The organism is Arthrobacter sp. BGA-UO-ETr-C19, assembly GCF_059568005.1.
On sequence record NZ_JCAQPC010000008.1, the window covers coordinates 1 to 23175 of the forward strand.

General features: G+C 65.5%; 30 protein-coding genes and 1 tRNA gene. 13 read left to right on the top strand and 18 right to left on the bottom strand.

Annotation, left to right across the window (positions count from 1 at the left end):
• Positions 1 to 257: 257 nt before the first annotated feature.
• Positions 258 to 740 carry a CarD family transcriptional regulator gene (locus tag AC57BR_RS03030; protein WP_003801164.1) on the bottom strand — a complete coding sequence of 161 codons (483 nt, stop codon included), beginning with the start codon at positions 738 to 740 and terminating at the stop codon, positions 258 to 260.
• Between the two features lie 326 nt (positions 741 to 1066).
• On the opposite strand from AC57BR_RS03030, the gene AC57BR_RS03035 reads away from it, so the two are divergent.
• Positions 1067 to 1657, top strand: coding sequence for a hypothetical protein (locus AC57BR_RS03035; protein WP_496358291.1), 591 nt, complete (start codon positions 1067 to 1069; stop codon positions 1655 to 1657).
• A 146-nt stretch (positions 1658 to 1803) separates the two neighbouring features.
• On the opposite strand, the gene AC57BR_RS03040 is transcribed toward AC57BR_RS03035, so the two are convergent.
• Together AC57BR_RS03040 and AC57BR_RS03045 are read right to left on the bottom strand one after the other, a co-directional pair.
• Complete coding sequence (locus tag AC57BR_RS03040) at positions 1804 to 2484, bottom strand: winged helix-turn-helix domain-containing protein (RefSeq protein ID WP_214855331.1); 681 nt, start codon at positions 2482 to 2484, stop codon at positions 1804 to 1806.
• Positions 2481 to 3767 (bottom strand): sensor histidine kinase, encoded by a 1287-nt coding sequence (locus tag AC57BR_RS03045; RefSeq protein WP_496358546.1) that lies wholly within the window; start codon positions 3765 to 3767, stop codon positions 2481 to 2483. Before AC57BR_RS03045 ends, AC57BR_RS03040 begins: the two co-directional genes overlap by 4 nt.
• A gap of 203 nt (positions 3768 to 3970) precedes the next feature.
• On the opposite strand from AC57BR_RS03045, the gene phoU reads away from it, so the two are divergent.
• Positions 3971 to 4633 carry a phosphate signaling complex protein PhoU gene (gene phoU, locus AC57BR_RS03050; protein WP_496358292.1) on the top strand — a complete coding sequence of 221 codons (663 nt, stop codon included), beginning with the start codon at positions 3971 to 3973 and terminating at the stop codon, positions 4631 to 4633.
• A gap of 193 nt (positions 4634 to 4826) precedes the next feature.
• On the opposite strand, the gene AC57BR_RS03055 is transcribed toward phoU, so the two are convergent.
• The gene (locus AC57BR_RS03055; protein ID WP_496358293.1) at positions 4827 to 5573 is read right to left on the bottom strand and encodes a phosphoglyceromutase; all 747 of its coding nucleotides are present in this window, start codon (positions 5571 to 5573) and stop codon (positions 4827 to 4829) included.
• Positions 5574 to 5696: 123 nt separating this feature from the next.
• Here AC57BR_RS03055 and AC57BR_RS03060 point away from each other — a divergent pair, with 123 nt between their 5' ends.
• Complete coding sequence (locus AC57BR_RS03060; RefSeq protein WP_496358294.1) at positions 5697 to 6518, top strand: class I SAM-dependent methyltransferase; 822 nt, start codon at positions 5697 to 5699, stop codon at positions 6516 to 6518.
• 129 nt (positions 6519 to 6647) lie between these two features.
• Here the strand turns inward: AC57BR_RS03060 and AC57BR_RS03065 are convergent, their stop codons facing one another.
• The gene (locus AC57BR_RS03065) at positions 6648 to 7004 is read right to left on the bottom strand and encodes a DUF2516 family protein (protein WP_496358295.1); all 357 of its coding nucleotides are present in this window, start codon (positions 7002 to 7004) and stop codon (positions 6648 to 6650) included.
• Between the two features lie 9 nt (positions 7005 to 7013).
• Complete coding sequence (locus AC57BR_RS03070; RefSeq protein ID WP_496358296.1) at positions 7014 to 8198, bottom strand: trans-sulfuration enzyme family protein; 1185 nt, start codon at positions 8196 to 8198, stop codon at positions 7014 to 7016.
• A 109-nt stretch (positions 8199 to 8307) separates the two neighbouring features.
• Between AC57BR_RS03070 and tmk the strand changes: the two genes are divergently transcribed.
• The 3 genes from tmk to AC57BR_RS03085 are packed head-to-tail and all read left to right on the top strand — an operon-like array spanning position 8308 to position 11733.
• A complete protein-coding gene (gene tmk / locus AC57BR_RS03075; RefSeq protein WP_496358297.1) occupies positions 8308 to 8961 on the top strand; it encodes a dTMP kinase in 654 nt (217 codons plus the stop codon).
• Positions 8958 to 10103, top strand: a complete 1146-nt coding sequence (locus AC57BR_RS03080; RefSeq protein ID WP_496358298.1) for a DNA polymerase III subunit delta' — start codon at positions 8958 to 8960, stop codon at positions 10101 to 10103. Before tmk ends, AC57BR_RS03080 begins: the two co-directional genes overlap by 4 nt.
• A 58-nt stretch (positions 10104 to 10161) precedes the next feature.
• On the top strand, positions 10162 to 11733 hold the full coding sequence (locus AC57BR_RS03085) for an alpha/beta hydrolase (protein WP_496358547.1): 1572 nt from the start codon (positions 10162 to 10164) through the stop codon (positions 11731 to 11733).
• A 69-nt stretch (positions 11734 to 11802) separates the two neighbouring features.
• Here the strand turns inward: AC57BR_RS03085 and AC57BR_RS03090 are convergent, their stop codons facing one another.
• Complete coding sequence (locus tag AC57BR_RS03090) at positions 11803 to 12585, bottom strand: HAD family hydrolase (protein WP_496358299.1); 783 nt, start codon at positions 12583 to 12585, stop codon at positions 11803 to 11805.
• 225 nt (positions 12586 to 12810) lie between these two features.
• Here AC57BR_RS03090 and AC57BR_RS03095 point away from each other — a divergent pair.
• From AC57BR_RS03095 to AC57BR_RS03105, 3 genes are all read left to right on the top strand, one after another.
• Positions 12811 to 12883, top strand: a tRNA-Thr gene (locus AC57BR_RS03095).
• A gap of 523 nt (positions 12884 to 13406) precedes the next feature.
• A complete protein-coding gene (locus AC57BR_RS03100) occupies positions 13407 to 14042 on the top strand; it encodes a signal peptidase I (protein ID WP_496358300.1) in 636 nt (211 codons plus the stop codon).
• Positions 14043 to 14082: 40 nt separating this feature from the next.
• Entirely contained in the window at positions 14083 to 14397 is a 315-nt protein-coding gene (locus tag AC57BR_RS03105) for a hypothetical protein (protein ID WP_496358301.1), read from the top strand.
• 5 nt (positions 14398 to 14402) lie between these two features.
• Here the strand turns inward: AC57BR_RS03105 and AC57BR_RS03110 are convergent, their stop codons facing one another.
• From AC57BR_RS03110 to AC57BR_RS03130, 5 genes are all read right to left on the bottom strand, one after another.
• Positions 14403 to 15200 (bottom strand): hypothetical protein, encoded by a 798-nt coding sequence (locus AC57BR_RS03110; protein ID WP_496358302.1) that lies wholly within the window; start codon positions 15198 to 15200, stop codon positions 14403 to 14405.
• A gap of 229 nt (positions 15201 to 15429) precedes the next feature.
• Positions 15430 to 15903 (bottom strand): SRPBCC family protein, encoded by a 474-nt coding sequence (locus AC57BR_RS03115; RefSeq protein WP_496358303.1) that lies wholly within the window; start codon positions 15901 to 15903, stop codon positions 15430 to 15432.
• A 130-nt stretch (positions 15904 to 16033) separates the two neighbouring features.
• Positions 16034 to 16273 carry a helix-turn-helix domain-containing protein gene (locus tag AC57BR_RS03120; protein ID WP_496358304.1) on the bottom strand — a complete coding sequence of 80 codons (240 nt, stop codon included), beginning with the start codon at positions 16271 to 16273 and terminating at the stop codon, positions 16034 to 16036.
• Positions 16273 to 16398, bottom strand: a complete 126-nt coding sequence (locus AC57BR_RS03125; protein WP_496358305.1) for a hypothetical protein — start codon at positions 16396 to 16398, stop codon at positions 16273 to 16275. The genes AC57BR_RS03120 and AC57BR_RS03125 overlap by 1 nt, the downstream gene beginning before the upstream one ends.
• A 64-nt stretch (positions 16399 to 16462) precedes the next feature.
• Positions 16463 to 16951, bottom strand: a complete 489-nt coding sequence (locus AC57BR_RS03130; protein WP_496358306.1) for a DUF805 domain-containing protein — start codon at positions 16949 to 16951, stop codon at positions 16463 to 16465.
• A gap of 254 nt (positions 16952 to 17205) precedes the next feature.
• Between AC57BR_RS03130 and AC57BR_RS03135 the strand changes: the two genes are divergently transcribed.
• The gene (locus AC57BR_RS03135) at positions 17206 to 17598 is read left to right on the top strand and encodes a nuclear transport factor 2 family protein (RefSeq protein ID WP_496358307.1); all 393 of its coding nucleotides are present in this window, start codon (positions 17206 to 17208) and stop codon (positions 17596 to 17598) included.
• Between the two features lie 125 nt (positions 17599 to 17723).
• Here the strand turns inward: AC57BR_RS03135 and AC57BR_RS03140 are convergent, their stop codons facing one another.
• Positions 17724 to 17918: a hypothetical protein gene (locus AC57BR_RS03140; protein WP_496358308.1), complete on the bottom strand. Its 195-nt coding sequence runs from the start codon at positions 17916 to 17918 to the stop codon at positions 17724 to 17726.
• Between the two features lie 179 nt (positions 17919 to 18097).
• Positions 18098 to 18361: a GlsB/YeaQ/YmgE family stress response membrane protein gene (locus tag AC57BR_RS03145; RefSeq protein ID WP_003801204.1), complete on the bottom strand. Its 264-nt coding sequence runs from the start codon at positions 18359 to 18361 to the stop codon at positions 18098 to 18100.
• 435 nt (positions 18362 to 18796) lie between these two features.
• On the opposite strand from AC57BR_RS03145, the gene AC57BR_RS03150 reads away from it, so the two are divergent.
• The 3 genes from AC57BR_RS03150 to AC57BR_RS03160 all read left to right on the top strand — a co-directional run bounded on the left by AC57BR_RS03150 (position 18797) and on the right by AC57BR_RS03160 (position 20413).
• Positions 18797 to 19042 carry a hypothetical protein gene (locus AC57BR_RS03150; RefSeq protein WP_496358309.1) on the top strand — a complete coding sequence of 82 codons (246 nt, stop codon included), beginning with the start codon at positions 18797 to 18799 and terminating at the stop codon, positions 19040 to 19042.
• Between the two features lie 93 nt (positions 19043 to 19135).
• Entirely contained in the window at positions 19136 to 20194 is a 1059-nt protein-coding gene (locus AC57BR_RS03155; RefSeq protein ID WP_496358310.1) for a hypothetical protein, read from the top strand.
• A gap of 39 nt (positions 20195 to 20233) precedes the next feature.
• Positions 20234 to 20413, top strand: a complete 180-nt coding sequence (locus AC57BR_RS03160; RefSeq protein ID WP_496358311.1) for a hypothetical protein — start codon at positions 20234 to 20236, stop codon at positions 20411 to 20413.
• A 128-nt stretch (positions 20414 to 20541) separates the two neighbouring features.
• Here the strand turns inward: AC57BR_RS03160 and AC57BR_RS03165 are convergent, their stop codons facing one another.
• The 4 genes from AC57BR_RS03165 to AC57BR_RS03180 all read right to left on the bottom strand — a co-directional run bounded on the left by AC57BR_RS03165 (position 20542) and on the right by AC57BR_RS03180 (position 23175).
• The gene (locus AC57BR_RS03165) at positions 20542 to 21387 is read right to left on the bottom strand and encodes an aldo/keto reductase (protein WP_496358312.1); all 846 of its coding nucleotides are present in this window, start codon (positions 21385 to 21387) and stop codon (positions 20542 to 20544) included.
• A 112-nt stretch (positions 21388 to 21499) separates the two neighbouring features.
• Positions 21500 to 21943: a hypothetical protein gene (locus AC57BR_RS03170; protein ID WP_496358313.1), complete on the bottom strand. Its 444-nt coding sequence runs from the start codon at positions 21941 to 21943 to the stop codon at positions 21500 to 21502.
• Between the two features lie 6 nt (positions 21944 to 21949).
• The gene (locus tag AC57BR_RS03175) at positions 21950 to 22672 is read right to left on the bottom strand and encodes a bacterial proteasome activator family protein (protein WP_496358314.1); all 723 of its coding nucleotides are present in this window, start codon (positions 22670 to 22672) and stop codon (positions 21950 to 21952) included.
• 38 nt (positions 22673 to 22710) lie between these two features.
• Positions 22711 to 23175, bottom strand: a complete 465-nt coding sequence (locus AC57BR_RS03180) for a GNAT family N-acetyltransferase (RefSeq protein WP_496358315.1) — start codon at positions 23173 to 23175, stop codon at positions 22711 to 22713.

Below are 23175 nucleotides of genomic sequence, written 5' to 3' on the forward strand. Positions count from 1 at the left end.
CGAGACGAACAGTCCCATGATCAACCCGCAACCCGGGAAGTCGCCAGAGCCTCGGCGAGCTAGGCGCATACTTTCCCACTCCACGGCGCGCCAGCGGCGCTCATCCGCTGTGTAGCAGCTCGCGGCGTTCCCAGCGCTGGGAACGCCGCGAGCTGCTACCTACATGGGGATTTTTGGGCTGGCTGATTTTGGGCAAGAAGAAACCCCGGCGGCAATTTGCCACCGGGGTTCAATTCTTGTTAGGAAGCTCCTAATACTTAGGAAGCCAAGACCTCGTCGAGAACGCTTGCAGCCTTCTCTTCGTCGGTCTTTTCAGCCAAAGCCAATTCTGAGATCAGAATCTGCCGGGCCTTGGCCAGCATTCGCTTCTCGCCTGCGGAAAGGCCCCGGTCGTGATCCCGGCGCCACAGGTCGCGGACGACCTCTGCAACCTTGATGACGTCACCGGAAGCAAGCTTCTCCAGATTTGCCTTGTAACGACGCGACCAGTTGGTGGGCTCCTCAGTGAACTCGGCACGAAGCACGTCAAACACGTGCTCCAAACCGTCTTTGCCCACTACGTCGCGAACCCCAACAAGGTCAACGTTCTCTGCTGGAACTTCAATGGTCAGATCACCCTGAGCCACCTTGAGCTTGAGATACATCTTCTCTTCGCCCTTGACAGTGCGCATCTTGATCTCTTCAATTTTTGCTGCACCGTGGTGAGGGTAAACTACTGTCTCGCCGACCTCAAAAACCATGTGGACTTTCCCCTTTCCCGCAGACCAGTTTATCACGATTAAGGCATATGACTGGCATGGAAACGGTCCGAGAACCCCGTAAATCCGCGGAAAATGGCCCAAATCAGCCGCTCAGACCCCTTGACGAATGCGAACAATAGTGCATCGCATGCACGCCCACAAGCGTTACGCGCGGGTAGTTGCGGGCCTCCGTCGACGGCCCCGGGACCCCCTTAAGTCGCAGCGGAGCGGCCGGTCATGTGGAGGGGCCGAATCCTTGTTTGACCCCCTTTGCCGATAGGCTATGCCTGAAAACTGTTTCAAAGACTTTTCGAGGAGTGCGTGACGTGCGTTTCACTGCGATGAACCGGGGCCAGAGCGGCAAGATGGCAATGGCGGCAGCCGCCCTGAGCGTCGGCCTGCTGGCCCTGACGGGCTGCGGCTACGTCAACGCCCAGCAGACCTCTCACCAGTACGCCGCCTCCGACGGAACCCGCGCCGACGTCGGACCGGTCCAGCTGCGCAACATGCTGATCGTTTCCGGGGGCGAGAACCAGCCGGGCCGCGTCATCGGTGCCGTGTACAACTCGTCGTCGAAGGACGTCAAGGTCACGCTCAAGGGAGCCGAAGGCGCGCAGACTGAAGTTTCGGTCAAGCAGAACGCCTACACCCTGCTGAACGAGTCCGCGGACGCAGCCACTCTGAGCACGTCCGGCGGCAAGCCCGGATCCCTCGTGGACGTCCAGGTGACCGAGGACGGCACCAACGTCAACAAGACCGTGAAGATCCCTGTGGTGGACGGCACGCTGAAGGAATACGCCGCCTACCTGCCGGGCGGGACGCCCAGCGAGTCCGCCACTCCGAGCCAGACCGCGACGCCGGGTGAGACCGCCACTCCGGGCGAGTCTGCCACGGCCACGCCCACCGAAAGCCACTAAGAGCGCAGCCAAATAGGCAGCGATACCTGAAGGAGGGGTTCCCGCCCGGGAACCCCTCCTTCTTCGTGTTATCGGTGCTTCGTGTTGTCGGTGCCTCGTGTTATCGGTGCTTCGCCCGGGCCGCTCCCCTGGCCGGCGGCCAGCGTCTACGGCTCGAACTTGTAGCCCAGTCCGCGCACGGTGACGAGGTAGCGCGGCAGGGACGGGTCGGGCTCGATCTTGCTGCGCAGGCGCTTCACGTGGACATCGAGCGTTTTCGTATCGCCCACGTAGTCGGAGCCCCAGACCCGGTCAATGAGCTGGCCGCGGGTCAGCACGCGGCCGGAGTTGCGCAGCAGCATCTCCAGCAGTTCAAACTCCTTCAGCGGCAGCGACACCTGCTCGCCGTCGACACTCACCACGTGCCGCTCGATGTCCATCCGAACAGGGCCGGCATGGACGGTGGATGCGATGAGTTCCTCCGGTTCGCCCTGGCGGCGCAGCACCGCGCGGACACGGGCCACCAGCTCACGGGAGGAGTAGGGCTTGGTGACGTAGTCGTCTGCGCCCAATTCAAGCCCGACGACCTTGTCTATCTCGGTGTCCTTGGCGGTCAGCATGATGACGGGGACAGTGGAGCGCTGCCGAAGCTGCCGGCAGACCTCCGTGCCGGACTGTCCCGGCAGCTGCAGGTCGAGCAGGACCAGGTCTGCCCCGTTGCGGTCGAATTCCGTGATGGCGTCGAGGCCATTGTCCACGACCTCCACTTCGAACCCTTCCTTGCCCAGAAGATAGGAAAGGGGATCGCTGAACGATTCCTCGTCCTCGACAATCAGAATCCTGCTCAAGCGTTAGCTCCTCGTTCGGGGACGCCGGCGGCGTCGTGTGGTTCCGTGGCCTGTTGCGGCCTGTCAGGCTGGCCCTGCGGTGAGGCGGGCGCCAGCGCTTTGGCTTCCTGGGCGGCGTGGGCGTCCCCGGCGCGGGGGCGCGGTTCCGGTCCGGCTTCCTCTTCCTGCCCTTCCATCTCCGGCAGCCGGAGGGTGAACGTGGAGCCTTGGCCGGGCTGGGACCATAGCGTGACTTCCCCGCCGTGGTTGGAAACAACATGCTTGACGATGCTCAGGCCCAGACCGGTTCCGCCGGTGTGGCGGGAACGGGCCGCATCCACCCGGTAGAAGCGCTCGAAAACCCGTTCCTGATCCTCGGGTGTCAGGCCCTCTCCCTGGTCTGTCACAGAGACGGAAACCAGGCCTTCTTTGGACCGCACGCCGATGCCCACCCGGGTGTTTTCCGGCGAGTACCGGATCGCGTTGTCGATGAGATTGCGCAGCGCGGTGACCAGCAGGTCCTGGTCACCGTAGACCTTGGCCTCCGCGCGGCCGCCAATGACGATCTGGATGTTCTTGCTTTCGGCGGGCAGCTGCGACCGGTCCACCGCTTCGGAGATCACGTCGTTGATATCCACGGTGTGCCCCTGCTGCGCCACGTTCGCGCCCTGCAGCCGCGACAGCTCAATGATGTCCTGCACCAGCGCGGCGAGGCGGGCCGACTCCTTGTGCATGCGTTTGGCGAAGCGGCGGACGGCATCCTCGTCGTCCGCCGACGACTCCAGCGCTTCAGCCAGCAGCGAGATGGCACCCACCGGGGTCTTCAGTTCGTGCGACACGTTGGCCACGAAGTCGTTGCGGATCTCCTCGGTGCGGGTGATCTCGGTGCGGTCATCGGCCAGCAGGACAATGTATTCCTCACCCAGCATTGCCGCCCGGACCTGCACGATGATGGTTCCGTGGCCGAGCGGTCCCCGGGGCAGCTCAAGCTGCCTCTCCAGAATGACGCCGTCGCGCCGGACGTTCGCCGTCATGTCCAGCAGTTCGCGGTGCACCACAGTGTGGCCGCGAACCAGGCCGTAGGCATACGCCGCCGGGCTTGCCCGGACGACGCCGTCGATTGCGTCCACCACCACGAACGCCTGCCCGACGACGGCCAGGACTTCCGCGGAGCCCTGGGGCAGCGCCGGTTCGTCGTACTCAATCTCCACGAGCTCGCGCTGCTTCTCGCTGGCACGGAAGGCGAGCACGCCAAAGACGCCGAACGACAGGCCCAGCAGGCCGGCGATGACACCTAAGAGCATTGGATCCACGCCTCCAGCTTATGCTTCCGGAAAGCCCTAATATCCGATAAACGGCCCAGGCGGTGCGGATTCAGCTAACGTTCATCTTGAGGTGTGTAACAGTTCACCGAACACTGGAAGAGTGTGCGGTTGGACTGCCGGAACGGTGACACGAAATTCTGACCGCCGCGGCGGGGCGGAGTTTCCAAGGAAAGGACGCCTACGTGCGCAAGGTTTTTCAGGAGGAACTGGCCCATGTGGGCGAGGACCTCATCGAGATTTCAAAGCTGGTCAGCGAAGCGATCGGCAAGGCAACCACATCGTTCGAGAGTGCCGACGTCGACCTGGCACAGGACGTCATCGCCGCGGACGCCAGGATCGACTTCCTGCAAAACAGCCTCGACGAGCGCGCCATCGACATCCTCGCGCTGCAGGGCCCTGTTGCCAGCGACCTGCGCATGATCGTCGGGTCGCTGCGGATGAGCGCGTCCCTGGAACGCATGGGTGATCTTGCCCGCCACGTCGCCCAGCTCGCCCGGCTGCGGTTCCCCGCCATGGTGATTCCGGAGTCCCTGACCGGGACATTCAAGAGCTTCGCCGAGCTGGACATCGAGATCGCGAACAAGCTCACCGAACTGCTGGAGACCCGCGACCTCGAAGTAGCCCGCGACATCCTCAAGGCCAACTCCGCGGTGAACGACCTCCACCTCAGCGTCTTCAAGGCGATTGCACGCCCCGACTGGCAGGAATCCCCGGCCACCACCGTGGACGTGGCCCTGGCCAGCCGCTACTTCGAGCGGTTCGCGGATCACGGCGTGTCCGTGGCGCAGAAGGTCACTTACCTCGTGACCGGCGCGTGGCACCCGAACAGCATCGAGCACGGCTGACCCTTCGGGGCACGGCTGGCCAACGCCTTCGAGTTTGTGTCCACTTATTGGCCCCTCAGAGGGGTTTTGGGGCCGATAAGTGGACAAAAACTCCGGTAGGACAAAACGGACGACGCCGGCTGGTCACCTTAGGTGACCGGCCGGCGTCGTCCGTTTTTGGTTTCTACACGCTCAACCAGCGAAGGGCAGCTGCTTACTTCTTGCCCTGGTTGGCCACGGCCAGGATGGCCTCGGCTGCTGCGTCGGGGTCGAGGTAGGTTCCGCCGGGGGTGATCGGCTGGAAGTTCTCGTCCAGGTCGTAGACCAGCGGGATGCCCGTAGGGATGTTCAGGCTGGCGATCGCGTCGTCGCTGATGCCGTCCAGGTGCTTGACCAGGGCGCGCAGGGAGTTGCCGTGGGCGGTGACCAGGACGGTCTTGCCAGCCTTCAGGTCTTCCTTGATGTCCGATTCCCAGTACGGGAGCAGGCGGATGAGGACATCCTTGAGGCACTCGGTGCGGGGAAGCTCATCGCCGAGGTCCGCGTACCGCGGATCGCGGGACTGGGAGAACTCGCTGTTGTCATCCAGGGGCGGCGGCGGGGTGTCGTAGGACCGGCGCCACAGCATGAACTGGTCCTCGCCGAATTCGGCCAGGGTCTGGGCCTTGTCCTTGCCCTGCAGTGCACCGTAGTGGCGCTCGTTGAGGCGCCAGTCGCGCTTGACAGGGATCCAGCCCCGGTCGGCCTTGTCCAGGGAGATGTTGGCCGTGTTGATGGCCCGCTTCAGGAGCGAGGTGTAGAGGATGTCCGGGAGAATGTTGTTCTCAACCAGCAGCTCACCACCGCGTGCTGCTTCCTCGCGGCCCTGGTCGTTCAGGTCAACGTCCACCCAGCCGGTGAACAGGTTCTTGGCGTTCCATTCGCTGTGGCCGTGGCGCAGCAGAATCAGCTTGTAAGTCATGATTTTCATCCTAGCCGAGCGGGGCCTGCGGCTGCCGAGAGTTACATCACGCGGCGGAGGCCGCCCGCATTTCCCGGAAGGGCCGGCCGGATAGCCCGGGGGCCGGGCCGATAGGCTGGGGCTGTGGTGCAGAAAGCAGAACGGCTGGTGACCAACCGGAGCAGCCGGGGCAAGCCGGTGGGGAACGTGACCCGCGGCACCACCAACCCGAACCGCATGCGCCGGCTGGACCGGTGGCTGGCGGGGCCGCAGGCCTGGCGGCTCCGGAGGGCGACTGACCCACTCGTGGTGGACCTGGGCTACGGCGCCTCGCCGGCCACCGCCGTCGAACTCTTTGAACGGCTCCGGGCGGTACGGCCCGATGTACGGGTCTGCGGGATCGAAATCGAACCGGAACGGGTGCGCGCGGCGAAGGCGCTGGAGCGCCCAGGCCTGAGTTTCCACAGCGGAGGATTCGAACTTCCGGTGCCCGGGAACCCTGTCTTTGTGCGCGCGTTCAACGTGCTGCGGCAGTACGAGGAAACGGACGTCCGCGGCATCTGGGAACTGGTGCAGGGCCGGCTGGCTCCGGATGGCCTGTTCATCGACGGGACGTGCGACGAGATTGGCCGGCGCTCCGCATGGATTGCCCTTGATGCCGAGGGTCCGCTCAGCCTCACCATGTCAGTACGGTTCGGGAGTTTCGGACTGCCGTCCGAGTTCGCCGAACGCCTGCCCAAAGCCCTCATCCACCGCAATGTTCCCGGCGAACGCATCCACACGCTGCTGCAGGCGATGGACCGGGCCTGGCTAGAGGCGGCGCCGCTGGCGCCCTTCGGAAACCGGCAACGGTGGACGGCCATGTGCCGGACACTGCTCGACGGCGGGTGGCCGGTGCAGGATGGTCCCTCGCGTTGGCGGCTGGGGGAACTTACGGTCGGCTGGGAGGCTGTGGCACCCGATTAACAGGGTGCCGGTGCTGGGCCCACGCCGGCAGGGTTCCCTGAGCGAGCTTGCGAGCTGAGGGAGCCGGTGGTGGGCCCACGCCGGCAGGGTTCCCTGAGCGAGCTTGCGAGCTGAGGGAGCCGGTGGGGATCACCAGGGGCCGTACGGGCCCATGTTCCGGCTGCCGCCGCGGCCGGCGTCCTTCACGGCCGGCCGGACGTCGGCCAGGTAGACGGAGGCTGCCACCACGGCTGCGAGGCCAAACAGGCCAAGCGGGCCGAGGAGGCCGCCCGCTCCGCCGCCGAGCACGGACAGCGCCCCGACGGCCAGGCTGCCGCCGGTCAATGCCAGCCAGAAAGTCTTGGTGCGCTTGCCAACAGCCTCGAAGGCGTTGGCCCGGTGGCGGACGCAGTCGAAGAAGGCCCACACCTCGAGGACCAGTGCTATCAGCCCCAGGATGTAATAGACCGTGCTCTCAACGTAGAAAATCAGTAGTCGTCCGTCCACCAGCCCAGCCTATCGGTCCAGCGCGTCCAGCGCCTGCTTCAAATCGGCCCAGAGGTCCTCGATGTTTTCGATGCCGACACTCAGCCGGACCAGGTTCTCGGGGACGCTGACCGGTTCCGCGGCATGCCGGCGCCGCCGCTCGATGAGCGACTCGACCCCGCCAAGGGACGTGGCCGGCAGCCACAGGTTCAGGGCCCGGACCAGTTTGTCCGCGGTTTCGGACGCGCTGAGCCCGCCGGCAGCGGCAACCTGGACGCAGAGAATGGAACCGAAGCCAGTCATCTGTGACTTGGCCAGATCGTGGCCGGGGTCGGACAGCAGGCCCGGGTACCGCACACCCTCCAGGGCCGGGTGGGCGCTGAGCCGCTCTGCAAGCACCGCTGCCGAGGCCTGCGAACGCTCAATCCGCAGGGCCAGGGTCCGCAGTCCGCGCAGCGCCAGCCACGCCTCGAAGGGCCCGGCGATGCCGCCGTGGATGATGCGGTGGTGAAGGAGGGTTTCGCGCAGTTTCGCATCAGAGGTCACCAGGGCGCCCAGTACGACGTCGGAATGGCCGGCCAGGTACTTGGTCACCGAGTGAAGAACGACGTCGGATCCCAGGCTGAGCGGCTGCTGCACCAAAGGGGTGGAGAAGGTGTTGTCCGTGACGACGACGGCGCCGGCGTCATGGGCGGCCTGCGTCAGGGCCCGGATGTCCGCGATGCCGAGCATCGGGTTGGTGGGGCTTTCCAGCCACAGCATGTCCGCCGCTTTGCCGTCCTGCGGTGCTATCTGGGCGCGGACAGCTTCCGTGTCCGCGATGTCCACGGTGCGGAGCTCCAGGAGGCCCTTTTCCGCCAGTTCGGCAGCCATGACCAGCGATCCCGAATAGCTGTGGGACGGCATCACCAGGACGCCCCCGCTGGGGATCAGGGAGAGCGCGGAGCTGACCGCCGCCAGGCCGGAGGAGTACAGCAGGCCCGGCAGCGCGGCACCCTCGAGCTGGCCGAGGGCCTCTTCGAAGGGGTCCCACGTGGGATTGGAGTAGCGGCCGTAGCCCCGGTCGCCGTCGTCGAGCGCGCCTGTGCCGAAATACGTGGAGGAGAGCACGATGGGCGGGTTGACGGGCGCGTCGTGTTCACGGGGCGGACGGCCGGCGGCCACAACCACCGTTTCGGCGGACAGGGATGCGGCATGCTGATCGGAAAGACTCATGGTCAAAGCGTACGTTGGGTGCCTGCCCGCACGGAAAGCGGCCGCTTCCGGCGAGGTGCGGAAGCGGGCGCCGGGCATTTTCGTCGGTGGAAATCGGTAGGCTGGATAAGTGAATATTCAGAGTCCCGGACTTTTCATCGCCTTCGAGGGCGGTGACGGTGCCGGCAAGTCCACGCAGGCGGCCCGGCTGGCCGGCGCGCTGGAATCGCGCGGGCTCACCGTGCTGCGCACCCGGGAACCGGGAGGTACGCCCATCGGTGAGAAACTCCGTTCCCTGGTGCTGGATCACGGCCATGGCCACATTGACGCCCACACCGAGGCCCTGATCTTCGCTGCCTCCCGGGCCGCACACGCCAGCCAGGTCATCAGGCCCGCCCTGGCCCGCGGCGAGGTGGTGCTGACGGACCGTTACATCGACTCCTCGGTGGCCTACCAGGGCGCCGGCCGCGGCCTCGGGACGGACGCTGTCCGCAGTGTTAACGAATGGGCCACGTCCGGGCTGCAGCCGGACCTGACGGTGCTCCTGGACGTCCATCCGGCCGAGGGGCGCAGCCGCCGCACCGCCGGGGACGCTGCCGAGGACCGGCTGGAATCAGAAGCCGACGAGTTTCACGCCCGGATCCGGCAGGCGTTCCTGGACCTCGCCGGGGCCAGGCCGGAGAGTTACCTGGTGCTGGAGGCGGGGCTGCCCGTCGAGGAGATCGCGGGACTGATCCTGGAGCGCGTCGAGCAGCTCCTTACAGCAACCGGCAGGCGGCCATGACCGTCTGGGATGACCTGCAGGGCCAGCCGGCCGTCGTCGCCCAGCTGCGGCAAGCATCCATGGGTGACGGGCTCACCCACGCCTGGCTGTTCACCGGGCCTCCGGGTTCGGGGCGTTCAAATGCCGCCAAAGCCTTTGCCGCCGCACTGAACTGTGACCAGGACGACGTCACCCTGCGCGGCTGCGGCACCTGCCCGGCGTGCCTGACCATCCTGGGTGAAACCCACGCCGACGTCTCCTTTGTCCGCACCGAAAAGGTGACCATCACCATTGAAGAGGCGCGCGAACTCGTGGCCACGGCCGGCAACCGGCCGTCGTCGGCGCGCTGGCGGATCATCGTGGTGGAGGACGCCGACCGCATGGCAGAGCGCACCACCAACGTGCTGCTCAAAGCCATCGAGGAGCCCACGCCACGCACCATCTGGATGCTGTGTGCTCCATCCCCCGCGGACGTCCTGGTAACCATCCGGTCGAGGTGCCGTGCGGTGGCGCTGCGGCTGCCGCCGGCCGCCGACGTCGCGGCCCTGCTGGTGAAGCGCGACGGCGTGGATCCGGCCCTTGCCGAGCGTGCCGCCCGGGCAGCGCAGAGCCACGTGGGCATCGCCCGGCGGCTGGCCCGCGACGCCGAGGCCCGGGAACGGCGGTTGGAGACCGTCCGGTTCCCGCTGGGGCTGCGGGGCATCACGGCCGCCGTGATGATGGCTGACAAACTCGTCAAGATCGCCACCGAAGAGGCCACGAGCTCCAACGAGGAACGCGACGCCGCCGAAAAGGCCGCGTTGCTGGCCACCCTCGGCGCCCCCGAGACCGGCACCCTGCCGCCCGCCATGCGCGGCCAGGTAAAGCAGCTGGAGGATGACCAAAAGCGGCGCGCCAAGCGCTCGGTCACCGATTCCCTCGACCGGACACTGACCGACCTCCTCTCCTTCTACCGGGATGTCCTGATCATCCAGCTGGGGAACGCCGTGGAACTGGTGAACGTTGAGCTCAGGAGCGAGCTGGAAGAGTTTGCCCAAAAGTCCGGGCCGGAAGTGACCCTCGCCCGGATGGACGCCATTAACAACGCCCGCAAGCGAATCACCACCACCAACGTCGCTCCGCTGTTGGCCGTTGAGTCAATGGCCGCAAGCCTGATCCAGTAGCCACGCAACCCCGCCTTTGACTGACCGAACTGGCACCGCCACAAGGAGAAACCGCATGATGTCTGCACCGCCTCTGTCCTCGCGACCCCGGACCCTCGCGGCCGGGATGCGGGCGGCCGGCGCCATGGCGCTGGCCGTACTGCTGGCATCGTGCAGTGCCCTGGGCCCGTCCAAGGATGAGTCCGCCCGGAACGGCTCCACGGGACAGGCCGACCCCTCCATAGCGGCGGCCGCCCCCGAGGGGCTGAAGGCCTATTACTCCCAGAGGATCATTTGGGAGCCCTGCGAGGACAAGCTGCAGTGTGCCAAGGTCAAGGTGCCTGTCGATTATGCGAAGCCTGACGGCGACACGATTGAACTGGCTGCGGTGAAGATCGCCAGCACCGGTGACAAGAAGGGCAGCCTGCTGGTCAACCCCGGCGGTCCGGGCGCGTCCGGCTTCGACTTCGTCAGGGACGCCGGCAACAGCCACTTCTCGGAGAGTGTGCGCGCCAACTACGACCTCGTGGGCTTCGATCCGCGCGGCGTCAAGCGTTCCGCGCCCGTCACCTGCCTCACCGACAAGGAGCGGGACGAGGCCCGGACGAAGATCTACACACCTGAAACCGATGCAGGGCTGGCCACGCTTCTCGCAGACAACAGGGCCGTCGCAGCCAAGTGCGCGGAACAGACCGGGCCCGTGCTCGGGCACATCGACACCGTCAGCGCGGCCAAGGATCTGGACGTCCTGCGTGCCGTGCTCAACGACTCCAAGCTGAACTACATGGGCTTTTCGTACGGGACCTTCCTCGGGTCCACGTACGCTTCCCTGTTCCCTGACAATGTGGGGCGCATGGTCCTCGACGGCGCCATTAACCCCTCGCTCAGCGCCGAGGACCTGACCCTGGGCCAGGCCCGGGCGTTCGAAAAGGCGCTGCGCGCCTACGTTGAGCATTGCCTCGGCGAGGAAGGCTGTCCCCTGAGCGGCACGGTCGACGACGGCCTCCAGCAGATCCGCGACCTCATCACTTCCGTGGTCCAGACTCCGCGCACCGCCAAGGACGGCAGGCTGGTGGGCGGCAACCTGTTCGTCAGCGGCCTCATTGTTCCGATGTACGGCAACGAAAGCTGGCCTGCCCTGACCCAGGCATTGGACGCCGCCCTGAAGGGCGATGTCAGCCCCATGCTCCGCCTGGCCGACCTCGGCGCAGACCGCTCCCCCAACGGCAAGTACACCTCCAACACGGCTTTGGCCTTCAGCGCCATCAACTGCCTGGACTACCCCATGAGTGGCGATCCGGCGGCCATGCGCGCGGAAGAGCAGCGGCTGCTCGAGGCCTCCCCCACCCTGGGCTACTTCTTCGCCTACGGAGGTGCGAACTGCGCCGACTGGCCGTACAAGAACGTCCGCACCCCGGCCGCCGTCAAGTACAGCGGTTCCGCACCGATCGTCGTCGTCGGCACCACCGGTGACCCGGCAACGCCGGTGGAATGGGCCACTGAGCTGCGCAAGCAGCTGGGCAACGCCTCCCTGCTGACCTTCAAAGGCGAGGGCCACACGGCCTACGGCCGGTCCAACAGCTGCATCAGCGACGCCGTGGACAAGTACCTGGTTGACGGCAAGGAGCCGGCGGACAACACCGTCTGCTGACCCCCAGGGCAGTGGCGGCCGGCTGCAAGAACCGCACCGCCGCTGCCCTGCGATTCGGTGCGTGGAGCGTCAGAGCCGGTAGGCGCGCCGCTCCAGGAGGGCCGGAAAGTCCTTGATGGAAGGCACGACGTCGGTGGCACCGGCGCTCCGAAGCGCCGCCTCGGAGTTCGCCCCCGTCAGCACCCCGGCAGCCACCGAGGCCCCGGCCCGCAGGCCCGAATGGATGTCGGCGGCGGAGTCCCCCACTACGGCCACTTTCCGGACGTCGTCGATGTCGAGGGCCAGGACCGCCGTCAGCACCATGTCCGGGAACGGCCTGCCCCGGCCGGCGTCCGCGGGGCACAGGCTGAGGTCCGCCAGCCCCATCCAGCCCAGCGATTCCAGCACCATGTTCTGCGTGTGGCGGCCGAAGCCGGTGGCCAGGCAGACCTTGATGCCGGCGTCCCTCAGCCAGCCGATGGTGTCCTCCGCCCCCGGGACGGCCCGCACTCCGCCGTCGGCGATGAGTTCGTCGCAGTTCAGCTCAAACTTCTTGTTGGCGCTGGCGGCCGTCTGGGGGTCGTCGAACAGTTCCGTGAAAACCGTCATCCGCGAGATGCCGGAACGCTCCCTTGCGTAGCGCAGCATGCCCTCGAAGCGCGCCGAGCCGGCCGGGACTCCCTGCTCTACCAGCGTGCGGGACATCGCGCGGTCCATGAGGCCGCCGTCGGACACGGTTGTTCCCACCATGGCCAGCACCGCCAGCAGGACGGGCTGGCCATGGCCCGCCACATCCGCATCCGCCGCGTCCGCATTCGCCGCAGGGGCAGTGGGCAGTGCGATACGGGTTGAGATTGCACTGTCTGGTGTCATGGTCGAGCTCCCTTTGCCGCCGGCGCGCAGCCATGCTGCGCCACACTGTTGCCTCCAGCATCGCGGCTGTTGCTGTTGCGGGCCTGAACCGGACCCGACGGCGGAATGAACGTCCTGCCAACGTCAATCTCAGCCTGAGGGGCGCTCATTTTGACCCGGACGCGGGGACTCTATTACAGTTGTCTCTTGCATGAACCGGCCGGTTTTCCGGCAGATTGGTGCGGTGCTTCCTTAGCTCAGTCGGTAGAGCGTTTCACTCGTAATGAAAAGGTCATCAGTTCGATTCTGATAGGAAGCTCGGGAAGAACCCCGTATTGTCGTTGATTTCGACGATGATGCGGGGTTTTTTGCTGGTTTCGCCCGCAGGCGCCGAGAGGCCCAGGGCACACTTTGGCGCCCTTCTGCGTGGCGCCCTTCTGCGCAAACCTCCGCTTCACCCGGGACTGTGCATGTCCACACGTCCTTCGCATCTTCCTGCAAGCCCCGTGCGTCTTGAGCCAATCTTGCATTGCCGGCCGCGGGACAGATTTTCTTGAGCCAGTATTGATCGGCGCTCGATAGGACCTTGAGTTAACGAAGGCAGAGTGTTCATTACCGGCACCGAAGACCGGTGATACGAAGTCCGCACACCGGGCACCTTCAAGAAACGGTCGTTCGCCACCATGGGTCACACGCTGAACCCCACCCCGGGCAGGGCCCTTGCCTCCATGGTCTTCACCGGCACGCAGCCCTCCCGTGCCAACGAATAACCCACGCACGTCCCCTCCGTCGTCTGGCCCCAGAACCGCGGCGGAGGGGGCCCATCCGTAAGGCAGCACGCCATGACAGCAGCAGCAACGCCGGCGGCCGGCGTGACCGGCACGCCGGTCCCGGCCAAGGGCCAGCCGTTGCTGAAGGCCGGCTGCCTGATGGTGCGCACGGCTGGACTTGTGCTGCTGGCCCTCGCCGTCGCAGCCTTCCTTTTCCTGGCCGTTGGTCCCAAAATCCTCGGTTACCAGACCAGCACGGTGTTCAGCGCTTCCATGGCACCGACGATCACCCCGGGCTCCGTCGTCGTAACCGTACCGACGCCGGTCAGCTCCCTGCAGCCCGGGGACATCATCATCTATAAGATCCCGGTAGAGGACCGGCGCGTCGAGACGCACCGGATCGTCGAGCTCACCCGAAACGCCGACGGCAGCACCACCGTGCGTACCAAGGGGGACGCGAACAACGACGCCGACCCCTGGCTGGCGACCTTCGAGGGCGACACCGTGGACGTGCACGCCGCGACAGTCCCCCACCTTGGTACGGCGATCCGGACACTGCGGGAACCGGCGGTGCTGATGGCCCTGACATACGGGGCTCCGGGAGTGCTGGTCTTCGTGATGCTGGCCAGGATCTGGCGGAAAGGCCCCGACGCAGTGGACGGGTCAGGGAGCGGGGCGGATGGTGCAAAAACGCCGGCCTCAGGCTGAGGCACCCAGGCCTGCCCTGGACGGGCAGCACCTCCAAAACTTGGCTGAAGAATGTTCGACGGCGGCAGCTGAGGCCTTCGCGGACAACTACACAGCCCTTCTCACTCAGCGCGTTGACCGCATCATCCGGAGTGTCGGCGTCGGGCACCGGGAGATGGCCATGGATGCTGCCCTCAGCCTGCGAACGGCGTCGTCAATGGCTGGCGCCCTGCAGATGAGCCACCTGTGCATCCAACTGGAGAAGGCTTTGGTGGCCGCTGACCTAGCCGCTGCTGCAGGGGTGGCACGGGACATCGACCTCCACCTGCCGGAACTGCGGGAAGCCCTCGCGAGCCGCCAGCGCCCGGACCACTAGAGCCATCAGCGCCGGGCGCAGGCTGCCGTCACGAAGTCGTAAATCAGTCCACGCAGCGCAGTCCCCGCCGCGATCTTCAACTGCCCCTCGCGTCCTCCCACACTCACTTGCAGGGGCAGCAGGGTGCCCACTTTGTCCTCGGCGATGGCATGCGGATCGCAGCGGGCAGGGCGGATCCGCAAACGCAGTTCAGTGCGTGGGGCGCCCCGCACAATGCGGACGTTCCGCGGCCAAGCCCCCTCCGCCGGTTCGGCGATCAGGGTGGTCCCGCCGATGCTCGCGATGGTCAGCGACCCCATGCCCGGGCCGGCGCCGCCCGTTTCTTTCGGGGTGATGACCAGACGGACGACGGCGGTGCGGGAGTCCGGCGCAACCTCAAGTCTGCGGTACAGGACGATGTCGGCCACCGCGGCCGCCTCCGCCGCAAGGCACAGCTCCATGTTGTTCCGCTCCAGGACCCCGAAGGGGTCGACGGCGACGGGCGCCACCTCCCGCACGCCGGACTGCCCGGCCTCCGAATACCTCACGGTGGCGACAGGCTGCTGCGTGGTTGATTGCCCTGTGGTTGGTTGCCCCGTGGTTGATTGCCCTGTGCCGCAGACCGGGGCCGGAAGCCGGGCTGGAAGACTTTTGGGCTGGTCGGGGGGCAGTTCGAGGCCGCCGGCGGTTGGTTCCCACAGGATCCCCCCGCGGAACTGCGGCGACGTGAGCTGCGCAGCAGCCACCGTCAAGGGCCTGCCGGACACGTTGGTGAGCAGGAGCTGGATGGCCTGTTTTCCGTACTGGTCGCGCGACTGATTCACCTCCACCGTTATCGGCAGTGACTCAACAGACTCCTGTGGCTCCGGTGCGGTGCAGGCAGTCAGCGCAGGAACTGCCGTCGCCAAGGCAGTGGCCGCTACGATGGCGAGCCACCGGCCTGCGCGCGCATGGGTCCCCAGCGCAGGCGGCCCCTGCGCCGGGGACCCCTGCGCACAACGGCACGGGCCGTGGACCTGTTGTTCATGCGACAGGTCCACGGCCACAGCCTCTCTAGAACTGCCCGGTGGGGCCGGTATCCTCGACTTCGCCGCGCCAGCCACCGGTTTCGGTGCCGCGTGATTCGATGAAGTCCTTGAACTTCCGCATGTCTGACTTCACCTGCATTTCGTCGATTTTCAGGGCCGCGCCCGCCTTCTCCGTAACGGTTTCCGGCGCCCATTCGAAGTGGACCTTCACCTTGGTGTGATTGGCGTCCAACGGCGTGAACCTGATGATGCCGGCATGCGACTTGCCGTCCGTGCTGCGCCAGGCGATCCGATCATCCGGCTCCTGGTCCACTATCTCCGTATCAAATTCCCGCTTCACGCCGCCGACCTTCGTAACCCAGTGATTGGTGGTGTTACTCAGCTGGGTTACGGATTCCACGCCGGACATGAACTGCGGAAATGATTCGAACTGTGTCCACTGGTTATAGGCCGTATGGACCGGAACTGCGACATCAACGGTCTCTTCAACAGTTTCCATCTGCTTCCTCCTGTCATTACGGGTGGCCCGGTTGCGGGCCCTCGGCAGTCGCCGTCGTCTCCCACAGCAACCGCCACCTGAACGGTAGGTCCGGTGGCCTTCCGTGTCCAGACCCTGCAGGTGATTGGGATCAGGGATTGCCAGCAGTACGGCCTGAAGTGGTCAGAAGGTCCCCGACGTGGCAGTCCAAGGCGCCACAGATAGCCGTCAGGGTGGAGAACCTGATCGCTTTGGCCCTGTCGTTTTTCAGCACCGACAGGTTCACCAGGCTGACGCCGACCCGCTTGCTCAGTTCGGTCAGGGTCATCCCGCGGTCTGCCAGCAGTTCGTCGAGCCGGCAATGGATTCCTGAGGTTTCCTCCGACGGCATCAGACCAGGCCCTCGGTGTCCTTCTGCAGCCTGCGGCCAAACTGGAAGACCCCGGCGACAAGGAGCAGCGCGATCCCCAGCACCAGCGGGGCGGCGTTAATCCGCCGCCTTTTTACCGACGGCAAAAAGAGCCCGCCGGGACGGACATGTGGTCCGTCCCGGCGGGCTCCTTACGGAAATGCCCTGGATTCAGGCCGTCGGCACGTCGAACCGCTGCCCTTCGGGCTTGGACGGCAGGATGGTCAGGACCAGCAGTGCTATGGCTCCAAGGAACGGTACGAGACCCAGCAGCACAAGCCAGCCGCTCAGGTTCACATCGTGCAGGCGCCGCACAGTCAAGGCCAGGGAAGGCACAATGGTTGCCAGTCCCCAGATGATTGCCAGGATGAGGCCCACCGTGGCACCCGGACCGGGCACTGCAGTACCGTTGGCGGCGACAGTTGCTCCCGCCGAACCCCCAGCGGCCGTGATGATGTTGATGATGATGCCGACCACGGCCGCGACGAGCACCCACCACCAGTACTCGCTCCGGCTGGCCCGGCCCGAGAACGTGGCGTACTTCTTGAAGAACCGGCGGACTGCTACCGGGAAAGGCGCCCCGTAGTACGGTGCCCAAAGTGGCGGTTCGCCCGCTCCCGCCTGATAGGCCTGCGGCTGTGGATATTGCTGATAGCTCATGGTTTCCCCCCCACGGGTTCTAAGTTATGAGACGAGCCCATCGTAGGGGCCAAACTGACGGAACAGCCGTTCGATGGAGAAAATTTACTGCGATTTTCACTGCGTGAATGGATAAGTGCCAAGGTTTCGAACTCCCAGGAGACGCTGACGTTGCAAGCCTGGACGCGGGCACCCAAATGACCATCGACATCATCCCCGCGCGGGCTTAACCTTGCCTCGCTGGGATCCGACAATGACGACGGTGAGGTGGCGAAATGGGAACCCAAGAAGACGCTGATTTGGTGCGGCGGGGTTACGAAGCGTTCGGTGCAGGTGACATGGACAGTCTTCGCAGCCTGTTCACGGAGGACGCCGTCTGGCATCTGGGAGGAAGCGGCGGCCTGTCGGGTGACAAGCAGGGCCTGGACGCCATCCTCGCCTACTTCGGCGAACTGTTCTCACGGTCCGACGGCACAATTAAAGTCGACTTGGATGATCTGATCGGCGGGGAAAACCACACCGTTGGCTTCCAGAGGGTGCATGCGCAACGCAACGGCGCAGCCATCGACTTACGGACCGTCATTGTCTTCGCGCTAAAAGACGGCAAAGTCCGCGAGGTATACGAATTTCCGGAGGACACCGCCAAAGCAGCCGATTTCTGGTCCTGAGAACCGGCTGCTCGTTCACGGTGGCTGCCTGGGGTACCCGGGTCTTTTGTGGCCTGTGCCGCCGGGTTTGCGCTGCGCGGCGCACTCAGGCGCGGCGGTAGCCCCCTGTTTCTAACCAGAAGCCGCTACGCAACGTCGTCGGCGATGCTCCGGTCCGACAGGTGGGCCAGCAGGGCCTTTTCCGGATTGCCCGGGTTTTCCTCGAGGTGGCGCAGCAGGCTGGTGCGTACGTCGGGCCCCGTGGCAACCCCAGAAAGAACTTCGATAATGACGTCGATGACCTGACGGCGTATCGTCCAATCCTCCGCAGCGTACGTCATGCGCACCTCCCAACCGGCCGCGAGCCCTTCCCCCCGAGTGTTCTTTCGATCGACACTGTTCACTCGATCGGTATCGCCGCTCCCAGCGACCCCGCTTGGCCGCGGAAACGCGGGAACCAGTGGGGCCGGCCCTTGTTAGGGCCGGCCCCACGTGCAGATCCTTGTGCTATGAAATTAGGTTAGACCCGGCTTCTGCGTGTGACGGCGCCGTAGATCAGCAACACGATGACAGCTCCGAGGATGGACAACAGCCAGGTCCTAAGGTCGAAGAAGTCGCCCAAGCCACCACCGAAGATCAGCGAACCGATCCAGCCGCCGAGGATAGCCCCAACGACACCCAAGACGAGGGTGACAATCCAACCGCCGCCCTGCCTCCCGGGAAGAATGGCTTTTGCAATGGCCCCCGCAATCAGACCGAGCAGGAGAAATCCAAGAATTCCCATGACGCACTTTCCTTTCCACCAGACAGGTACCGCGGGTGTGGCACCAGCTATAGAGATGAGTTAATCAGCATGCTTAGTAGCTGGCAAGCACCTACGGCCCGTGCCCCGAAAATTCTCTTGTCAGGCCCTGTGGGGCGGTGCTATAAAAATCGGTATCAGCCAGCATCGGAAACTGAGGTCAAGGAGGGGTCCCCGGCAGCAAGTCAACGCCTCATGGACCGGGACGGGATACCGGTAAACGCAAAGCTGCTTATCGGGCGGTGAGCTTATAGAGAACGCCACAGCGCAGAATGCGCAGGTGCAGCATCATCAGCGTGCGGATCCTATTCCCGCTAAGTGGTCCCCGGCTGCAGAAGCAGCCGGGGACCACATCACCCTAGCTGCAGAGGGGAACGCAGCATCCGGAGTCATTGAGTTGGTTGTGGTGGGATTCCAGTGGACCAGGCGACAATCGTCAACTACGCCCTCGGCTATATCGCCGTAGCTATAGCCGTTTTTCTTATGTTCCTGCCGGCCATCGCTATTCTTGGCCTGCTTCTGCTCGTTGCCGGCGCCGCGCAGGTGATTGTTCTGCTCATCAATGCAATGGCCGTTGGCCTCTACAGAGCTGTCCTCAGGATGTATCACCACCTGCTGGACAGGTGGCAGAGCGGTCATGGCGGCAGACTAACGGCCCACTAGAGCGGAACCATGCCCGGCGGAGCGCGTCCCGTCGGAACGCCCCCCGTGGGAGGGGATGCTGAAACCTGCACGTCGAAACATATGATGGCTGTCATGGAGGAGGAACTGGAGCGCGCCGCCCAGGCCCTGTACGCGCTTCCCTTCGACGATTTCGTTGCCGCCCGCACTGCCGCCGTCAAGGAGGCCGCCGCCTCCGACAAGCCCCTTGCCCAGGCGATCCGGGCCCTGCCGAAGCCTTCGGTGGCCGCCTGGACCGTCAACATGCTGGCGCATCACAGCCCCGACGCCGTTCAGCAGCTCAGGACTCTCGGACAGACCATGCAGGAAGCCCAGGCTTCACTCGATGCCGCAGCCCTGAGGGAACTCGCCAAGGAACGGCGGAAGCTCCTCGGCACTGCGGTTGGTGAAGCACGGCTCGCGGCCGAGAGGCAGGGCCGGAAGATCAGCGGCGCAGTTGCCACCGAAGTGGAGGAGACACTGCGGGCCGCCACTGCGGATCTGGCGGCTGCCGCCGCCGTCGAAAGCGGGCTGTTGCTCCGCGGGCTGTCAGCCGACGGCGTGGACCAGGTTGATGTCAGTGACGCCGTGGCGGTTCCGTCCGCTCTCGGCAAGCTCCCGCCGCGGCCCCTCCCCCCGCAGCGGCCCATTGGAACGCAGCGCCCCTCTGGTGAAGTACCGAAAGGTCGCCGGCCGGAACCATCAGCCGCAACGGCTCCGCCCGGTCAGCCCACCCGGACCCAGCGTCGGAAGGCCGCAGCCCGGACGGACACCGATGCCGACGCCGTCGAGCCCGAAAAGCCCCGCCTCCGGGCTGTCCGCACCGTTCCCCGCCCCGTCACGCCGTCCCTGCTGGAGAAGGCCCAGGCAGCGCTGGCGGAGGCCGACGAGGCGGCCGCTGATGCCGCAGACGAGGCCGCACGCCGCGCCCAGGCCCAGGAGGAAGCCGCGGCAGCCTTCGACCAGCTCACCGCGGAAGTCAACGAGGCACGGCAGCGGCTCCGGGCCTTGGAACTCCAACTCGATGCCGCGCGAAAGGAGCGCGAGACGGCTGCCGCTGAGGCGAAGCAGTATGCCCGGGCAGCGGAGAAAAGCGAGCGATCGGCCGTGCTCGCGAAGGAACGTGTGCTCCGGCTCCGCAACACGCCGGACTGAACTGCCAAAAATGTCAGACCCCGGTTGCACGATGGATCCATGGAAATTAATCAGGAGTTCCACGTAACCTACTTCGACGCCGACTGCGGTCGGATCCGCACCGAGGTCTTCGACACCGTGGCGGCGGCAGAGCGATTCGCCGGCCGCAGCATCACCGGCGAGGACAGCTGGGCCGTCGTCGACGCGGTCGCGGTCCAGCAGGAACGGCTCGCCGCCTAAAGCCGGCAAAGCCTGCCCGGCCGAGCCCGAACAGCCAAGGCCGGACAGCCGAGCCCGATCAACACGGAGAGGCCCCGCCCCGTCCGCTTGAGCGGACGTGGCAGGGCCTCTCAGCGGCCACCTGGGAATTAGGCGAAGTCAGAGACAGCCGGGTCCGGGCCGATCCTGCCGCTTCCTTCCGCGGTGCGGTCCAGTCCGTTGATGGCTGCAACGTCCTCGGCGTCCAGCGTGACGTTCAGGGCGTCAAAGTTCTCACGGATCCTGGACTCGGTGACGGACTTGGGGATGACGACGTTGCCGATGGCGAGGTGCCATGCAATGACCACCTGCGCCGCAGTGGCGTCGTGCTTCTGGGCGATGCCCGCAATAATCGGATCCTCGAGGAGCTCGCCGCCCTGGCCCAGCGGAGACCATGCCTGGGTCAGGATGCCCTGGGAGGCATTGAATTCCCGCAGTTCCGACTGGCTGAAGTACGGGTGCAGTTCCACCTGGTTGATGGCCGGAACCACGCCGGTCTCGTCGATGATCCGCTGGAGGCCTTCGACCGTGAAGTTTGAGACGCCGATGGACTTGACCCTGCCGCGCTTCTGAAGTTCGATCAGCGCCTTCCAGGTGTCCACGTACTTGTCCTGCTTGGGCTGGAGCCAGTGGATGAGGTAGAGGTCCAGTGTTTCAAGGCCCAGGCGCTCCATTGACTCCTCGAAAGCGGCAAGGGTTGATTCGTAGCCCTGGTCGGCGTTCCACAGCTTGGTGGTGATGAAAATTTCCTCGGCCGACAGACCGGAGCTGGCGATCGCGCGGCCGACGCCGGATTCGTTGCCGTAGATCTTGGCCGTGTCGATGTGGCGGAACCCGGCCTGGAATGCCTGGAAGACAACCTTCTCTGCGACGTCGTCTTCTACCTGCCAAACCCCGTAGCCCAGCTGGGGAATGGTGTTGCCGTCATTGAATGTCAGTGTTGGTGAAGAAGTCATTTGTCCATCCTGCCAACAATCAAACTTGAGGCGCACGGAATATGACGAAGCTAAGCTAGCCGCGTAACGGCGCGTCACGGGGAATATTTCGGCGGAAAGAAAATAACGGCGGTCAGGACTCCGAAAGGAGCCGCTCGGCGTCGGCCACCTGCTCGAACACAGTTTCCGTCCGGCGCCAGACGGAGGCCGCGCCAACGGGCACAGGCCCCACGGCGAGCCGGAGCATCGCGGCTGCCTCGGCGGTGGCGGCCAGCGAATTGCCCGCCTTTGACAGGGAGCGGTGAACACCGGACAGGGCGTGCGGAATATCCAAGCCGTCGCTGGGTGACCGCCGCTGCGCCTCAACGCAGATCTCCCGGACGCGGCCGGAGAGGCCTGCCAACTGGTTGGCTATTTCGACCAGCTCTCCATAGAGCTGATCGTCCTCCACGCCCTCGAGTACCTGGTGGTACCGGTCAAGGCCGCGGTGGAACCGGTCATGGGCACGGCGCCACAAGCCCTTGCCAAGTTCCGCGTCGTCTTTCCGCCCTTGCAGGGCGGCCGTGAAAAATCCCAAAGAGGCCTACAAGTACTGGCCGGGGCCGTGGTCGGAATCTTCCTTCCGGCCCGGGTGCAGCGGATCGGCGCCAGGCTGGGGCGCCGTCGCACGCTGCGGCTCGCCGTTTTCGCCAATGACGACGCCGGGGGCAATGACGGTCCCTGGCGGAAGCTGCCGGAGCTGCATCTGGGCCATCGTGTGTTCCCGGGCTGCGTGCTGGGCGGCGATCGCCGTCTGGATGCCGTGGAACAGGCCTTCGAGCCAACCCACCAGCTGGGCCTGGGCGATCCGCAGTTCGGCGTCAGACGGCGTGCCGTTCTCCGGGAAGGGCAGGCTGATCCGTTCCAGCTCCTGCACCAGTTCCGGTGCAAGGCCGTCCTCAAGCTCCTTGATGGAGCGCTCGTGGATCTCCGCCAGCCGCCCCCGTGCGGCGTCGTCCAGGGGCGCCGACTTCACCTCTTCCAGCAGTTGCCGGATCATGGTGCCGATCCGCATCACCTTGGCAGGCTCATCCACGAGGTCCTGCAGGCTGGCATGTTTGGGCTTGCCGGCGTCCGCGGGGCGGTCACCAGCTCCCGCATCAATGGTGGTGCCCTCCACAGGCTCCTCGTCCTCCTGCGGCACGGAAGACGGCACGGAAGGCTCCGCGGCCTGCGGGGCTGCGGGCTGAGCGCCAGGCTCGCCGGGCTGGACGGCGGACTGCGGACCGGCTGCCTGGGTGGGTTGAGTGTCTTCGGGATCGCTCATGCGTTCATACTCTCACGGGCCCGGAATACGGAGTCCAGTCAATGAAGCTCCTTGACCAGGATTTCGCCTTCGTCCGTAGCGAAACCGCATTTGCGGTAGAAGCCTACGGCGTACGTGTTGGCCGGAACCCATACTTCCGCCACTCCGTTGCCCCTCATCCAGGCCTCCATCTCGGCAATAAGCGCCCGCCCTATACCCCTGCGGCGACACTCGGCGTGGGTTCCCATCTCCATCAGCAGCAGCTCGGCCCAGGGACCGGGCGTCCGGCGCCGCTGGATGCAGCAGTGGAGGAAACCGACTGTCTGCCCGCCGGCCTCTGCCAGCCAGAAGAGAACCGAGGGGTCGGCGAGGAAGTCCCGGGCGCCGTCGGGGGTTGTTTCCCCCGACGGCGCGGTCCCCGGGTCCTCGTCAAAGAGGTTGTCCGTGGCAGCCAGCGCGATGAGCGCTCCGGTATCCGCCGGCCCGATCCTGCGGACGGCGAATCCGGCCGGCAGAGCAGCCAT